The organism is Serratia sp. KG1D (genome assembly GCF_037150675.1).
Classification (GTDB): Bacteria; Pseudomonadota; Gammaproteobacteria; order Enterobacterales; family Enterobacteriaceae; genus Serratia; species Serratia nematodiphila.
Window position 1 is genome coordinate 230,382 of record NZ_JBAGIH010000003.1, and the last position, 15,503, is coordinate 245,884.

At 61.0% G+C, this 15,503-nt stretch carries 13 protein-coding genes and 1 riboswitch; of the genes, 8 read left to right on the forward strand and 5 right to left on the reverse strand.

The annotated features are described in order from the left end of the window. Window positions 1–278 precede the first annotated feature (278 nt). Window positions 279–1,292 carry a tRNA (adenosine(37)-N6)-threonylcarbamoyltransferase complex transferase subunit TsaD gene (gene tsaD / locus WFM45_RS16220; protein ID WP_015379097.1) on the forward strand — a complete coding sequence of 338 codons (1,014 nt, stop codon included), beginning with the start codon at window positions 279–281 and terminating at the stop codon, window positions 1,290–1,292. Between the two features lie 30 nt (window positions 1,293–1,322). Here tsaD and plsY read toward each other — a convergent pair whose 3' ends face one another. After that, complete coding sequence (plsY, locus tag WFM45_RS16225; RefSeq protein ID WP_004937201.1) at window positions 1,323–1,961, reverse strand: glycerol-3-phosphate 1-O-acyltransferase PlsY; 639 nt, start codon at window positions 1,959–1,961, stop codon at window positions 1,323–1,325. Between the two features lie 107 nt (window positions 1,962–2,068). On the opposite strand from plsY, the gene folB reads away from it, so the two are divergent. Both folB and bacA read left to right on the forward strand, forming a co-directional pair. Then, the gene (gene folB / locus WFM45_RS16230) at window positions 2,069–2,428 is read left to right on the forward strand and encodes a bifunctional dihydroneopterin aldolase/7,8-dihydroneopterin epimerase (protein WP_015379095.1); all 360 of its coding nucleotides are present in this window, start codon (window positions 2,069–2,071) and stop codon (window positions 2,426–2,428) included. Window positions 2,429–2,561: 133 nt separating this feature from the next. Further along, window positions 2,562–3,386, forward strand: coding sequence for an undecaprenyl-diphosphate phosphatase (bacA, locus tag WFM45_RS16235; protein WP_015379094.1), 825 nt, complete (start codon window positions 2,562–2,564; stop codon window positions 3,384–3,386). 39 nt (window positions 3,387–3,425) lie between these two features. On the opposite strand, the gene WFM45_RS16240 is transcribed toward bacA, so the two are convergent. Then, window positions 3,426–4,670, reverse strand: coding sequence for a multifunctional CCA addition/repair protein (locus tag WFM45_RS16240; protein ID WP_033632053.1), 1,245 nt, complete (start codon window positions 4,668–4,670; stop codon window positions 3,426–3,428). Between the two features lie 122 nt (window positions 4,671–4,792). Continuing rightward, window positions 4,793–5,413 carry a TIGR04211 family SH3 domain-containing protein gene (locus tag WFM45_RS16245; RefSeq protein ID WP_004937209.1) on the reverse strand — a complete coding sequence of 207 codons (621 nt, stop codon included), beginning with the start codon at window positions 5,411–5,413 and terminating at the stop codon, window positions 4,793–4,795. Between the two features lie 278 nt (window positions 5,414–5,691). On the opposite strand from WFM45_RS16245, the gene WFM45_RS16250 reads away from it, so the two are divergent. The 3 genes from WFM45_RS16250 to hldE all read left to right on the forward strand — a co-directional run bounded on the left by WFM45_RS16250 (window position 5,692) and on the right by hldE (window position 11,390). After that, window positions 5,692–6,999 carry a CYTH domain-containing protein gene (locus WFM45_RS16250; RefSeq protein ID WP_021505075.1) on the forward strand — a complete coding sequence of 436 codons (1,308 nt, stop codon included), beginning with the start codon at window positions 5,692–5,694 and terminating at the stop codon, window positions 6,997–6,999. A gap of 45 nt (window positions 7,000–7,044) precedes the next feature. After that, on the forward strand, window positions 7,045–9,882 hold the full coding sequence (glnE, locus tag WFM45_RS16255; protein ID WP_060560334.1) for a bifunctional [glutamate--ammonia ligase]-adenylyl-L-tyrosine phosphorylase/[glutamate--ammonia-ligase] adenylyltransferase: 2,838 nt from the start codon (window positions 7,045–7,047) through the stop codon (window positions 9,880–9,882). A 77-nt stretch (window positions 9,883–9,959) separates the two neighbouring features. Next, the gene (gene hldE / locus WFM45_RS16260) at window positions 9,960–11,390 is read left to right on the forward strand and encodes a bifunctional D-glycero-beta-D-manno-heptose-7-phosphate kinase/D-glycero-beta-D-manno-heptose 1-phosphate adenylyltransferase HldE (protein WP_004937214.1); all 1,431 of its coding nucleotides are present in this window, start codon (window positions 9,960–9,962) and stop codon (window positions 11,388–11,390) included. A 51-nt stretch (window positions 11,391–11,441) separates the two neighbouring features. On the opposite strand, the gene ubiK is transcribed toward hldE, so the two are convergent. Beyond that, window positions 11,442–11,717: a ubiquinone biosynthesis accessory factor UbiK gene (ubiK, locus tag WFM45_RS16265; protein WP_004937216.1), complete on the reverse strand. Its 276-nt coding sequence runs from the start codon at window positions 11,715–11,717 to the stop codon at window positions 11,442–11,444. 145 nt (window positions 11,718–11,862) lie between these two features. Next, window positions 11,863–12,023, forward strand: a riboswitch (FMN riboswitch). A 109-nt stretch (window positions 12,024–12,132) separates the two neighbouring features. Here ubiK and ribB point away from each other — a divergent pair. After that, on the forward strand, window positions 12,133–12,786 hold the full coding sequence (ribB, locus tag WFM45_RS16270) for a 3,4-dihydroxy-2-butanone-4-phosphate synthase (protein ID WP_004937218.1): 654 nt from the start codon (window positions 12,133–12,135) through the stop codon (window positions 12,784–12,786). A gap of 53 nt (window positions 12,787–12,839) precedes the next feature. On the opposite strand, the gene WFM45_RS16275 is transcribed toward ribB, so the two are convergent. Beyond that, on the reverse strand, window positions 12,840–14,372 hold the full coding sequence (locus WFM45_RS16275) for an alkaline phosphatase (RefSeq protein WP_060560333.1): 1,533 nt from the start codon (window positions 14,370–14,372) through the stop codon (window positions 12,840–12,842). Window positions 14,373–14,694: 322 nt separating this feature from the next. Between WFM45_RS16275 and ygiD the strand changes: the two genes are divergently transcribed. Next, on the forward strand, window positions 14,695–15,477 hold the full coding sequence (gene ygiD, locus WFM45_RS16280) for a 4,5-DOPA dioxygenase extradiol (protein WP_004937222.1): 783 nt from the start codon (window positions 14,695–14,697) through the stop codon (window positions 15,475–15,477). The last annotated feature ends 26 nt before the right edge of the window (window positions 15,478–15,503 follow it).

Here is a 15,503-nt window from a genome sequence, read left to right on the forward strand (position 1 = left end):
GCCTTTTCAAAATGGTGCGGAATTTTACTCCAATGGATGCTGCTTTGTAAAGCATCACAGCAAATTGAAACCCGCGTCGCTCTGCCGCAACGTGCGCAATTTTGCACCGGGCGCTGATTATAGACTAATCAGAAAAAAATGCTCGTGTTTAATCGCTCAGGCATTTTCTGGATGAATCATCGACATAGGCGCAAGCCGGTGACAAGATGCGCGGCGCCGGCGGTAAATGCGGCGGAATGTGGTAGACTGGCGGCCGCACGTGAATGATGGGAAATGTAATGCGAGTACTGGGTATAGAAACGTCCTGCGATGAAACCGGAATTGCAGTGTATGACGATCAAACCGGTTTGTTGGCCAACCAATTATACAGCCAGGTGAAGCTGCACGCCGACTACGGCGGCGTGGTGCCGGAACTGGCCTCCCGCGATCACGTGCGCAAAACCGTGCCGCTGATTCAGGCGGCTCTGAAAGAGGCCAACCTGACCCCGGCCGATATCGACGGCGTGGCTTATACCGCCGGGCCGGGCCTGGTGGGGGCGCTGCTGGTCGGCGCAACCGTGGGGCGCGCGCTGGCGTTCGCCTGGAACGTGCCGGCGGTGCCGGTGCATCATATGGAAGGCCACCTGCTGGCGCCGATGCTGGAAGACAACCCGCCGGCGTTTCCGTTCGTCGCGCTGCTGGTCTCCGGCGGCCACACCCAGCTGATCAGCGTCACCGGCATCGGTGAGTATGAACTGCTGGGCGAGTCGATCGACGATGCCGCCGGCGAAGCGTTCGACAAAACCGCCAAGCTGCTCGGCCTGGATTATCCCGGCGGGCCGATGCTGTCGAAGATGGCGCAGCAGGGCACGGCGGGGCGCTTCACCTTCCCGCGGCCGATGACCGATCGTCCGGGGCTGGACTTCAGCTTCTCCGGGTTGAAAACCTTCGCCGCCAACACCATTCGCTCCAACGGCAACGACGATCAGACGCGCGCCGACATCGCCCGCGCCTTCGAGGATGCGGTGGTGGATACGCTGGCGATCAAATGCAAACGCGCGCTGGAGCAAACCGGCTTCAAACGCCTGGTGATGGCCGGCGGCGTGAGCGCCAACCGCACGCTGCGCGCCAAGCTGGCGGAGATGATGCAGAAACGCGGCGGGGAGGTGTTCTATGCCCGCCCGGAATTTTGCACCGACAACGGCGCGATGATCGCCTATGCCGGCATGGTGCGCCTGAAGAGCGGCGCCAACCCGGCGCTGAGCGTTTCGGTGCGGCCGCGCTGGCCGCTGGCGGAACTGCCTGCGGTATAAAGCAAAGGGCCGGATTATCCGGCCCTTCTGTTATTCCTCTCTCGGCTGGTCGCCGTTATCCGCGTCGTTTTTCTTCTTGCGGAACTTGCCCCAGATCTTGCCTTCCTGGCCGCGCCACAGGCGCTGAATATTGTCGTGATGCCGCATCAGGATCAGGCAGGAGAGCATCGCTACCGGGAAGGTGAACTGCGGTTTGAACCACCAGACGTAGAACGGGGCGATCAACGCGCTGACGATGGCGCCGAGCGAAGAGTAGCCGCTGAGCAGCACCGTCAACAGCCAGGTGCCGGTCATCAGGCCGGTCAGATCCCAGCCGATAGGCGCGATGGCGCCAAACGCCGTCGCCACGCCTTTACCGCCGCGGAAGTGGAAGAACACCGGATAGATGTGCCCCAGACAGGCTGCGATCGCCGTCAGGCCCAGATACAGCGGCGGCACATCGAGTTTGTAGGCCAGCCAGACCGGCAGCATCCCTTTCAGAATATCGAACACCAGCACCGCCGCCGCCGCCAGCCGGCCGCCGATGCGCAGGACGTTGGTCGCCCCGGGGTTTCCTGAGCCATGTTCACGCGGATCCGGCAGCCTGGCGATCCGGCAAACCAGGATCGCGCTGGAAATCGAGCCGCACAGATACGCGAAGATAATCATGCCAAGCGCGGTAGCACTCATAACGCGGTTCCGTTTAATAATGGTCGTTTTACTCGCAACATCTATGGATAATACGCACATTCCGCTGGAAGTGGTATCCGGCAAGGCCAAAAACAGAGAATGACGTGATGGATATCGTATTTATTGAAGAGCTTACCGTAATTACCACCATTGGCGTTTATGAGTGGGAACAGGGCATTCGTCAGAAGCTGGTGTTCGATATCGAAATGGGCTGGGATAACCGGCCGGCCGCCGCCAGCGACGATGTAAATGACTGTCTGAGCTATGCCGATGTCAGCGACGCCGTGATCCAGCATGTTGAATCGAACCGGTTCGCGCTGGTGGAGCGCGTGGCGGAGGAAATATCCGAAATTTTGCTTCAGCGCTTCAATTCCCCGTGGGTCCGTATTAAGGTCAGCAAACCGGGCGCTGTAGCACATGCCAATCGGGTCGGCGTGATCATTGAGCGCGGCACTCGTCCCGCATGATTTTATGTCATCTGCTTGCAACGAAAGACCGTTAATCTGGTCTTAATCCTGAGAATTGTTTTAGCGGCATTGTCTTTTAAGCACTGCCGCTTTTTTATGTGATGGCCGTTATTTTATGGGGTGAGCGAAGCACATGGCTGACATGCATTCACTGTTTATTGCGTTTGTTCTTGGGGTTGTCGAAGGGTTAACCGAATTTCTGCCGGTGTCTTCCACCGGGCATATGATTATCGTTGGCGAGTGGCTGGGTTTTACCGGCGACAAAGCCAAAACCTTTGAAGTCATCATCCAACTGGGGTCTATCCTGGCCGTGGTGGTGATGTTCTGGCGCCGGTTGTTCGGCCTGATCGGCATCCATTTCGGCGGCAAGCCGGTGGAGCACGAGGGCAAAACCAGCGGCCAACTGAAGCTGGGGCATATCCTGCTGGCGATGATCCCGGCGGTGGTGCTGGGTCTGGTATTCCACGATGTGATTAAATCGCTGTTCGCGCCGAAAAACGTGATGTACGCGTTGGTCGTCGGCGGCCTGCTGTTGCTGGCGGCGGAATGGCTGAAGCCGAAGACACCGAGAGCGGAAGGGCTGGATGACATCACCTACCGCCAGGCGTTCATGATCGGCTGCTTCCAGTGCCTGGCGCTGTGGCCGGGTTTCTCCCGTTCGGGGTCCACTATCGCCGGCGGTATGCTGGTGGGCGTAAACCGCTATGCGGCGTCCGAGTTCTCCTTCATCCTGGCGGTGCCGATGATGATTGGCGCCAGCGGTCTGGATCTGTACAAGAGCCTGCACTTCCTGACCTGGGGTGATCTGCCGATGTTCGCCGTCGGTTTCGTTACTGCCTTCGTGGTGGCGCTGATTGCGATCAAGACCTTCCTGTCGCTGATCAAACGCATCTCGTTCGTGCCGTTTGCCATCTACCGCTTTATCGTGGCGGCCGTGGTTTACATGGTATTCCTGTAAGCCCGATGGCAAGAAAAAACCCCGCTCTGCGGGGTTTTTTTATGCCTGATCGTTGAGGATGGTTTGGTTGAGTTTCCAGTCGGCCAGCGCCTGCTGGCGACGGCGTTTGAGCTCATCGCGGATCGCGGTGCCCTGCAGCCCGCTGGCTACCACCTCTTTAATAGATACCGCGTTCGCCACCTGATACGCCTGACGCAGATAGTCGCCCTGCGGATAAGGATTCTCCTCAAAGCCGGTGCGGCCGCGCGCGTCCGCTTCGCTGGTCAGGATCATCTGCTCCAGCCTTTGGGGCTTGCGCCAGACGTCGATGGCGTCGAACAGCTTCAGCAGGGTCTCCGGCCGCAGCTTGTTCACGGTGTGGATCAAATCATGGTACTCGGCCACCAGCTTGCTCAGATCGCGCACCGGATTGGGCACCCGCAGCCGTTGACATAGCGCTTCGACCAGCCGCACGCCCGCCGGGCCGTGGCCGTGGTGATGCGGCCAGAACGCTTTTGGCGTCAATCCTTTGCCGAGGTCATGACACAGGGTGGCGAAGCGTACGTCCACCTCGGGAGTGAGGCGGGCGGCCATCGCCAGCGCCATCAGCGTATGCACGCCGGTGTCGATCTCCGGATGCCACTTGGCGGGGGCCGGCACGCCAAACAGCGCGTCGATTTCCGGGAACAGCACCGCCAGCGCATCGCAGTCGCGCAGCACCTGAAAATAGACCTGCGGGCTCTGGCTTTGCAGCGCCTTTTCGGTTTCCTTCCAGACGCGTTCGGCGGTCAGCGCGGCCAGTTCACCGCTGTGCGCCATCCGGCGCATCAAGGCCAGCGTTTCGTCGGCGATGCGAAAACCCAGATGGGCGAAGCGAGCATTGAATCGCGCCACGCGCAGCACGCGCAGCGGATCTTCGCCGAACGCGTCGGAAACGTGGCGCAGCACGCGCGCCTGCAGATCGGCCACGCCGCCGTAGGGGTCAATCAGTTCCCCTTCGGCGGAACGGGCGATGGCGTTGAGGGTCAGATCGCGCCGCAGCAGATCTTCTTCCAGCGTGACGTCCGGCGCGGCATAGCAGGTAAAACCGGTGTACCCCTGGCCGGATTTGCGCTCGGTGCGCGCCAGCGCGTACTCCTCGTGGGTGTCGGGATTGAGGAATACCGGAAAATCTTTGCCGACCTGCTGGTAGCCCAATGCCAGCAGCTCCGCCGGCGTGGCGCCCACCACCACCCAATCATGATCGACCACCGGAATGTTGAGCAGGCTGTCGCGAACGGCGCCGCCGACCAGATAAATCTGCACTGTTGACTCCTGAATATCGTGTAAGGCTCTGTCTATCAGATTACATGAATTGGCCGCGGGATGTCGGCGCCAATGAAAAAGGCGCCCGCAGGCGCCCAAACTCAAACTGAACGATACTGAGATCAGTTCATCCAGCGATTGTTGTTCTTGCGACGCGGGATCAGGTGCGGCAACAGCAGACCCAGCAGCAAACCGACGCCGGCGACGCCGCCGCCGTACATGAACCATTGCAGGATAATGGTGCGCTGCTTGTCGTCGAGCTGCAGGTTAACGGCGTTGACCTTCTTCTGCGCGACCACCAGCTGGTTTTTCAGATCCTGGTTTTCCTTCTGCAGGCTGCTGATGGTGCTGTCGCTGCCTGCGACTTTTTCCTGCATTTCCGCCGTGCGCTGGTTCCAGGTGTTGTCGATGTTGGCGAGCTTGTCGGTCAGGGTTTTCACCTGCTGTTCCAGCTCCGGCACGCGGGTGCGCAGGCTTGGCGTCTGGCTGAGTTGGTCGAGCGGGATCCAGGTGGTGCGGCCTTTCGGATCGCGGATCTGGCCGTAGTTGGTGCTGTCGTTGACGCTCAGCAGGGTCACTTCTTCACCGGCGTTCAGAGTGCCGACAATACGGTACTGATTACCTGGGCCGCTATGGACGTAAGTGCTTAACTCATCGGAGATATAGCGTTTATCTTCGGCATGTGCGGCCCAAGTGATGCTGAAGCTCAGCGCGGCAAGGAAAATCAGGCGTAATTTCTGCATTAGTTCATCGTTTCTGGGTGAATTTATGGAACGATAGTAGAGGGTTCAGTCTGACGACGCAACGCCAAAACCGGAATGAGAACTATCTTACTGTGGCTGATTCTGTGAGTTGCGCAGCGTTTTATAACGTAACAGGTTTTTTCTACAGTTAGCAGGGTTAAGGCGCCGGGAATCGCGGTAAGATAACGGCAACTGTGCGTCAGTGGGCAGCATACGGCGGGCCGAGCGCGCCGCGCTGAAACCGACGCGAATGCGTAACTTATTGGTGTTAAAGAATTATGACCGTTGAAATTGAACTGAAATTCATCGCCGCGCCGCAAGCGGTGGCCGCACTGCCACACTGGCTCGCCGCCTGGCCGCATCAGCATTCCGCGCCGCAAAAGCTGACCAACATTTACTTCGAAACGGCCGACAACTTCCTGCGCAGTCACGACATGGGGCTGCGCATTCGCGGTTTCGACGATCGCTATGAGATGACCATCAAAACCGCCGGTAAAGTGGTGGGCGGCCTGCACCAGCGCCCGGAATACAATGTCGCTATCGCCGAGCCGCAGCTGGCGTTGGCGCAGTTTCCTGCCGACATCTGGCCGCAGGATTGCGATATCGCGGCGCTGCAGCAGGCGTTGCAACCGCTGTTCCGTACGGATTTCGTGCGTGAGAAGTGGGTGGTTACTTACGGCCAAAGCGAGATAGAGATTGGCCTGGATCAGGGAGAAGTGCGTGCTGGTGGCCTCAGCGAAGCCCTGAGCGAGATAGAACTGGAGCTGCTGAAAGGCAATACCGCCGATCTGCTGGCGTTGGCCGGTGAGCTGGCGGCGCACGACGGGCTGCGTCAGGGCAGCCTGAGCAAGGCGGCGCGCGGTTACCACCTGGCGCAGGGCAATCCGCCGCGTGAGGTGCGCCCGCTGCGGGTGCTGAAGCCGGCGGCGAAGGCGACCGTGGAGCAGGGGATGATCGCCGCCTTCGAGCTGGCGCTCAACCACTGGCAGTACCATGAAGAGCTGTGGCTGCGCGGCGACGCGCAGGCGCGCGCTTCGGTGATTGAGGCGGTTGGCACGATCCGCCAGGCGCTGGTGATCTTCGGCGGCCTGGTGCCGCGCAAGGCCAGTGCCGATCTGCGCGCCCGCCTGACCGAGCTCGAACCGCTGTTGGCGGACAAAACCGCGCAACCGGAGATCCTGTGTTACAGCGCGGTCTACCTGCAATGTAAGTTGGCGCTCACATCATGGTTGGTGCGCGGCGCCTGGCGGCCGTTTATCGACGCCAAAGCGCAGGCCAAGCTGGACGGTTCTTTCAAACGCTTCAGCGACATCATGCTGGGGCGCAGCGGCGCGGAGCTGAAAGAGGCCTTCAGCCGTACGCTGAACGAAGATGAATATCAGGAACAATTGCCGCGCCTGACGCGTCAGATTTCGGCGCTGGTCCTGCTGTCGGGCGCTTACCCCGACGAGCAGACCGGGCCTTATATCGACGCCTGGCGTGAGCTGCAGGCGGCGCTGAGCGAGCGCCGCCAGGGCTGGTATGAAGCCAGCCGCAAACAGGCCTTATCGCATGCGCCATTCTGGTTAAACGGCGCGCTTCGTTAATCCAGCCGGCCCGCCAGCCGCGGGCCGCAGAACGGGTCATACACTATGTCGCCACTTTCAGCCGCGTTACAGGCTCAGGCACAGCAGGTTGTGCAGCGTTTTCAGGAAGTTCACGGCGCGGACTGCGCCTTTAGCGAGCAGGAGCAGTGGGTGCTGGCGTCGAGCGATTTCGTCAGCGACGCGCTGCTCGCCCAGCCGGCCTGGCTGGCAACGCTGCGCGAACAGCCGCCGGCACCCGGCGAGTGGCAACACTATGCCGCCTGGCTCCAGGACGAGCTGGAAGAGGTGCGCGACGAAGCGCAGCTGATGCGTACGCTGCGTCTGTTTCGCCGCGAAACGCTGGTGCGCATCGCCTGGGCGCAGGCGCAGGGGCTGTGTTCGACCGAAGAAACGTTGCTGCAGCTGAGCGGGCTGGCGGAGACGCTGATCGTCAGCGCGCGCGACTGGCTGTATCAAACCTGCTGCCGCGAATGGGGCACGCCGTGCAACGCCGCCGGCGAGCCGCAGCCGCTGTTGATCCTCGGCATGGGTAAGCTGGGCGGCGGCGAACTGAACTTCTCATCGGACATCGATCTGATCTTCGCTTACCCGGAAAATGGTCAAACCCAGGGCGGGCGACGCGAGCTGGACAATGCTCAGTTCTTCACCCGCCTCGGCCAACGGCTGATCAAGGCGTTGGATCAACAGACCATCGATGGCTTCGTCTATCGCGTCGACATGCGGCTGCGGCCGTTCGGCGACAGCGGCCCGTTGGTGATGAGCTTTGCGGCGCTGGAGGATTACTACCAGGAACAGGGGCGCGACTGGGAGCGCTATGCGATGGTAAAGGCGCGCCTGATGGGAGGGGCGGAAGACGCCTACAGCCAGGAGCTGCGCAAAACGCTGCGCCCGTTCGTGTTCCGCCGCTACATCGATTTCAGCGTCATTCAGTCTCTGCGCAACATGAAGGGCATGATCGCCCGTGAAGTGCGGCGGCGCGGCCTGAAGGACAACATCAAGCTGGGCGCCGGCGGCATTCGCGAAATCGAATTCATCACCCAGGTATTCCAACTGATCCGCGGCGGCCGTGAACCGGCGTTGCAGGGGCGTTCACTGCTGCCGACGCTGCAGGCGGTGGGCGAGCTGGGGCTGCTGGAAAGCGAGCAGGTGCGGGCGCTGAGCGCCGCCTACCTGTTCCTGCGGCGGCTGGAGAACCTGCTGCAGGCGATTGGCGATCAGCAAACACAGACGCTGCCGCAGGAGGCGCTCGATCAGGCTCGGTTGGCCTACGGCATGGGGTTGGCGGATTGGCCGGCGCTGATGGCGGCGCTGGAGGTGCACATGCAGGCGGTGCGCGCGGTGTTCGACGACCTGATCGGCGACGATAGCCCGGATGTCGGCGAAGATCCCGACTACCAGCACTACCACAGCCTGTGGCAGGACGCGCTGGAGGAGAACGAGCTGGCGCCGCTGACGCCGCACCTCGACGAAGAGGGGCGCCGACAGATGCTGCGCACCATCGCCGATTTCCGCCACGACGTCGACAAGCGCACCATCGGCCCGCGCGGCCGCGACGTACTCGATCAGCTGATGCCGCGCCTGCTGGCGGAGGTATGCCCGCGCCAGGACGCCCCGACCGCGCTGGTGCGGCTGGCGCAGCTGCTCCTCAGCATCGTCACCCGCACTACCTACCTCGAGCTGCTGGTGGAGTACCATGCGGCGCTCAGCCATCTGATCCGCCTGTGCGCCGCGTCGCCGATGGTTGCCAACCAGCTGTCGCGTTACCCGCTGTTGCTGGACGAACTGCTGGATCCGGCCACGTTGTATCAGCCGGTGGCGCTGGACGCCTACCGCAGCGAGCTGCGGCAGTATCTGCTGCGGGTGCCGGAAGACGACGAAGAGCAAAAGCTGGAGGCGCTGCGCCAGTTCAAACAGGCGCAGCAGCTGCGCATCGCGGCTGCGGATATCGCCGGCGCGCTGCCGGTGATGAAAGTGAGCGATCACCTGACTTATCTGGCTGAGGCGATCATCGACGCGGTGGTGCAACAGGCCTGGAGCGACATGGTGGCGCGCTACGGCCAGCCCACCCATTTGCAGGAGCGGGAGGGGCGCGGCTTTGCGGTGATCGGCTACGGCAAACTGGGCGGCTGGGAGCTGGGTTACAGTTCCGATCTCGATCTGGTGTTCCTGTTGGATTGCCCGCCGGAGGTGATGACCGACGGCGATCGCTGCATCGACGGCCGCCAGTTCTACCTGCGGCTGGCGCAGCGGGTGATGCATCTGTTCAGCACCCGCACGTCCTCGGGCATTCTGTATGAGGTGGACGCGCGCCTGCGGCCTTCCGGCGCTGCGGGGATGCTGGTCAGCACCGTCGAGGCGTTCGCCGACTACCAGCAAAACGAAGCCTGGACCTGGGAACATCAGGCCCTGGTGCGTGCGCGCATCGTGCACGGCGACCCGGCGCTGCATCAGCAGTTCGACGCGATCCGGCGCGAGATCCTGTGCAAAACGCGCGATGCGCAGACCCTGAAGCGTGAAGTGCGCGAGATGCGCGAAAAGATGCGCAACCATCTCGGCAACAAACAGCGCGATCTGTTTGATATCAAAACCGATGAGGGCGGCATTACCGACATCGAATTTATCGCCCAATATCTGGTCTTACGCTATGCGCCGGGCGAACCGCGCTTGACGCGTTGGTCGGACAACGTGCGCATCTTCGAGCTGATGGCCAATTACGACATCATGCCGGAAGAGGAGGCGCGCGCGCTGACCCAGGCTTATGTCACCATGCGCGACGAGATCCACCACCTGGCGCTGCAGGAGCATTCCGGCAAGGTCGGCAGCGAGCTGTTTGCCGCCGAGCGCGAGCAGGTGCGCGCCAGCTGGGCCAAATGGCTGGATTAATACCTTTTTGCGGGTATTCCGGCGGTCTGTGGTAATATCTGCGCCACTAAAATTTTGTTCTTTTTTGGAGTTATCGGATGAAAGTTACGCTGCCTGATTTTCGCCGCGCCGGTGTGCTGGTGGTCGGTGACGTCATGTTGGATCGCTATTGGTATGGGCCGACCAGCCGCATTTCACCGGAAGCCCCGGTGCCGGTGGTCAAGGTCGATACCATCGAAGAGCGTCCCGGCGGCGCGGCTAACGTGGCGATGAACATCGCTTCGCTGGGCGCCACTTCCCGTCTGGTGGGCCTGACCGGCATCGACGATGCGGCGCGGGCGCTGAGCGCCAAGCTGAATGAAGTCAACGTGCGCTGCGACTTCGTCTCGGTGCCGACCCATCCGACCATCACCAAGCTGCGCGTGCTGTCGCGCAACCAGCAGCTGATCCGTCTCGACTTCGAAGAAGGCTTCTCCAACGTCGATCCGCAGCCGATGCTGGAGCGCATTCAGCAGGCGCTGCCGCAGATCGGCGCGCTGGTGCTGTCCGATTACGCCAAGGGCGCGCTCAGCCAGGTGCAGGGCATGATCCAACTGGCGCGCGCCGCCAAGGTGCCGGTGTTGATCGATCCGAAAGGATCCGATTTCGAGCGCTATCGCGGCGCGACGCTGCTGACGCCGAACCTGTCCGAGTTCGAAGCGGTGGTGGGCCACTGTAAGGATGAAGCAGAACTGGTGGAACGCGGCATGAAGCTGGTGGCGGATTTCGAGCTGTCGGCGCTGCTGGTTACCCGCTCCGAACACGGCATGACGCTGCTGCAGCCTGGCGTTGAGCCACTGCACTTGCCGACCCAGGCGCAGGAAGTGTTTGATGTGACCGGCGCCGGCGACACCGTGATCGGCGTATTGGCCGCCTCGCTGGCCGCCGGCAATTCGCTGGAAGAGTCCTGCTTCCTGGCTAACGCCGCCGCCGGCGTGGTGGTGGGCAAGCTCGGTACGTCTACCGTGTCGCCGATCGAGCTGGAAAACGCGGTGCGCGGCCGCGCCGAAACCGGCTTTGGCGTGATGACCGAAGCACAGTTGAAAAACGCCGTGGCGCAGGCGCGTCAGCGCGGTGAGAAAGTGGTGATGACCAACGGCATCTTCGACATTCTGCATGCCGGCCACGTCTCCTATCTGGCCAACGCCCGCAAGCTGGGCGATCGCCTGATCGTGGCGGTGAACAGCGACGCCTCGACCAAGCGTCTGAAAGGGGAGAAACGCCCGGTCAACGCGCTGGAGAACCGCATGATCGTGCTGGGCGCGCTGGAAGCGGTGGATTGGGTGGTGCCGTTCGAGGAGGACACGCCACAGCGCTTGATCGCCGACATCTTGCCGGATCTGCTGGTGAAAGGCGGCGATTACAAGCCGGAAGAGATTGCCGGCAGTGCGGAAGTGTGGGCCAACGGCGGCGATGTCAAAGTGCTGAACTTTGAAGACGGCCTGTCGACCACCAACATCATCAAAGCGATCAAAGACGGGCGCGGCTAACGCCGGGCAACCTAAAGAACAAGGGCGCGCGGTGCGCGCCCTTGGCGGGAATTATTCGTCTTCCTGCTTGGCGGCCGGCGCCGCGCTCAGCTTGCTTTCCAGCTCGGCCATGCGCTGCTCCAACAGCGCCAGCTTCTCGCGGGTGCGCAACAGCACCTGAGTCTGCACGTCGAACTCTTCGCGGTTAACCAAATCCAGACGGGTCAGCTGCGACTGCAGCACCTGACGGATTTTTTTCTCAACGTCTTCCCCGAATTCACGAACGCCTTTAGGCATGGACTCATGAACCTGGCGTGCGATTTGTTCGATTTTTTTCGGGTCAATCATGGCGTATCCCTTTCAGAGTTTAATAGCTGCCGCTTAGTGTAATGCGAGTTGCCCGCCGGATAAACCATTAAGCGCATTCGCCGTACGTGGCCGAATTGTGCTTTTGCCAATTGCCCTGTCTACCCATTAGCGTTATAGTCATCTTGCTTATTCTCAGGGCGGGGTGAAAGTCCCCACCGGCGGTAAATCACCTTCTACGGTGAAAGCCCGCGAGCGCTCAGCCAGCCTGTAAAGGCCGGTTAGAGGTCAGCAGATCCGGTGTAATTCCGGGGCCGACGGTTATAGTCCGGATGGGAGAGAGTAACGGTATCTGCCGGGCATGCGCCCGCTTGCGTTATTTTTTTAGCTATTGCTAGCTACTCCTCAAGATCGCCCTGGTTCTGGTAATCCATAATTTTTAATGAGGTTTTTTACCATGAATCAGACGCTACTTTCAGACTTCGGCACGCCAACAGAACGCGTTGAACGCGCGATCGACGCACTGCGCAACGGGCGCGGCGTAATGGTGCTCGATGATGAAAACCGTGAAAACGAAGGTGACATGATCTTCGCCGCGGAAACCATGACCGTTGAGCAGATGGCGCTGACTATTCGCCACGGCAGCGGCATCGTGTGCCTGTGCATCACCGAAGAACGCCGTCAGCAGCTTGAGCTGCCGATGATGGTGACCAACAACTCCAGCCAGTTCCAGACCGCCTTCACCGTGACCATCGAAGCGGCGCAGGGCGTGACCACCGGGGTTTCCGCTTCCGATCGCCTGACCACCATCCGTGCGGCGGTGGCAGATAGCGCCAAGCCGAGCGACCTGAATCGTCCGGGCCATGTGTTCCCGCTGCGCGCGCAGCCGGGCGGCGTGCTGAGCCGCCGCGGCCACACCGAAGCGACCATCGATCTGGTTTCCATGGCCGGTTTCAAACCCGCCGGCGTGCTGTGTGAACTGACCAACGACGATGGCAGCATGGCGCATGCGCCGGAAGTGATTACCTTCGCCAAACAGCACGACATGGTGGTGCTGACCATCGAAGATCTGGTGGCCTACCGCCAGGCGCACGAGAAAAAAGCCAGCTGATCGCCGGCCGCTTTCAACGATAAAAAAGCCGCGTAAAGCGGCTTTTTTTGTGGCTAGCGTTTTGACAGGCGTTCGCCGATGCGGCTGGCATAATTCATCACATGGAAGGTGTAGTTCTCCTCCACCGTGCCCTGGAACAGATGGGCCCAGGGGCCGATGGCGTAGATGCCGAGATCTTCCCCGCCGTGCGTCTCGCTTTTCAGCGGCACCAGCGCCGGCTGAATAAAGTCGGGCGCGGTGGCCTGTTCCATGGTTAATGCCGGGCGCTCGGTCAGCGGGATTGTGCCGCCGGGGCCGTTGGCGAAGCCGACGGTGGTGTAGGGCTTGCCGTCGCTGCCCAGCCGCGGTTTGCCGTCGACGCCGACGGAAATGCCGAGGATAGGATTGCCGCGCTTGGCATAGCCGGCGATGGTCAGCGTGTGGCTGTGATCGCCGGTCACGATCACCAGCGTGTCGTCCAGATTGACCTTATCGATGATGGTTTTCACCGCTTCGTTCAGCGCGACCGCGTCGCTCAGCGTGCGGTAGGCATTGCCGTTATGGCTGCCGTGATCGATGCGTCCGCCCTCGACTAACAGCAGGTAGCCCTCAGGATTCCTGGACAGAATATCGATGGCCTTGCCGGTCATTTCCGCCAGTGAGGGTTCTCCCGCCGCGTCTTGCCGCCGGTCGTGCTCGAAGTTCATGTGCGACGGTTCGAACAGAGCCAGCAGATGGTCGACGTTGCCCGGTTCGATTTTGTCGAACTGCGCCTGATTCCAGACGTATTGCCCGCGCTCGCCGTAGCGTTGCAGCCAGGCCTGCGTCAGGTCGCGGCCGTCCTTTCTGGCGCCTTTCTTGCCGGGATATTCCGGATCGCTCACGCTGTCGGGCAGGAAGTTGGCGCGCCCGCCCCCCATCGCCACGTTCAGGCCGTTGCCGTACTTCATTTCCACCAGCTGGCGCGCGATGTCGCGGCAGCCTGCGGCCAGGGCGTCCGCCGGCATTTTGGCGTCAGACTCCCAGTCGCGATTGGCGATATGGGCATAGGTGGCGCCCGGCGTGGCGTGGGTAATGGTGGCGGTCGTCACGGCGCCGGTGGACATGCCGAGCGTTGCGGCCATCTCCCACAGCGTGGTGACGGCCTTGGTTTGCTGATCCTCGCAGTTGTTGAGGGTAGCCGTATGGTTGAGGCCCATCAGATCGTTGATGGTTTTGACGCCGGTGGTCATCGCCACCGCGCTGGGCGCAGAGTCGGTGATTTGGGCGTCGGCGGAGTAGGTTTTGGCCGCCGCCAAATAGGGGAAGGCCTCCCAGGCCAGCACGTTGGATTCGCCATCCACGCCGCGCTGCTGCCCTTCAAAAATGCGAGCGGCGGTCACGGTGGAAAACCCCATGCCGTCGCCGACCACCAGAATGACGTTTTTGGCGCGGTTGGTGTTTGGCGTTTGCTTCAGCCGCTGTTGCAGCTGAGCTTGCGCCTGAAGGAAGTAAGGATCTTCGCGCTGCGTCAGCTGCGCGTTGTCCGCCGCGCCGGTGGTTGCCGTCCAGCCGGCGAGTAAGAACATGGAAAGCGCCAGGCGGGTTGCCAGTGTGAGTCTGAACATGAATTCCTCCTTGGTGAGACGTAATTCCCATCGCGCGACGGCGTTGCCTGCTCCCGTCGGCAGAGGAGGAGTGTATAGATTTTGTTAACAAAAAATACATAAATTGTTCACAAATTGGATCTGTGTGGCAGTAATGTCATGCTATTCACTGATATTATTAATTTATTGAAATATATGATTTTTTTATCTTTCTGCGGACCGGCGTATTTCTCTACTTTTAATTCAAATTTATTGAATATCTTCATCACGGTTATCCGGCTGTGTTGGTGCGGCAAAGCGCGTAATGTAGCGGCATAGCACAATTTGAACTAAGGATCCCTCTATGAACACCTCTCGTATGCCGGCACTGTTTCTTGGCCACGGTAGCCCGATGAATGTGCTGGAAGACAACCGTTACACCCGGGCATGGCGTGCGTTGGGTGAGTCATTGCCGCGCCCGAAGGCGATCGTGGCGGTTTCCGCGCATTGGTATACCCGCGGCACTGCGGTCACCGCGATGGAAAAACCCAAAACCATTCACGACTTTGGCGGGTTCCCGCAGGCGCTGTTTGATACCCGCTATCCGGCGCCGGGCTCTCCCGCGCTGGCCGCGCAGCTGCAGCAAATTCTGGCGCCGGTGCCGGTAACGGCGGATCTCGGCGAGTGGGGATTGGATCACGGCACCTGGGGTGTCCTGATCAAGATGTATCCCGATGCTGACATTCCGGTGGTGCAGCTCAGCGTCGACGGCACGCAGCCGGCGGCCTATCACTATGAGCTGGGCCGCAAACTCGCCGCGCTGCGGGACGAGGGCGTGATGATCGTCGCCAGCGGCAACGTGGTGCACAACCTGCGCATGGTGAAATGGCAGGGCGATACCAGCGCCTACCCGTGGGCGGAATCATTCAATAACTTTGTCCGGGATAACCTGCGTTATCGGGGCGATAACCATCCGCTGGTGGATTTCATGCGCCATGAGGGGGCGGCGCTGTCGAATCCGACGCCGGAACACTATCTGCCGTTGCTGTATGTGCTCGGCGGCTGGGATGGAAAAGAGGCCATCAGCGTGCCGATCGACGGTATCGAAATGGGGGCGCTTAGCATGCTGTCGGTGCAGGTGGGCTAAAGAAAAAACGCCAGTCAGAGACTGGC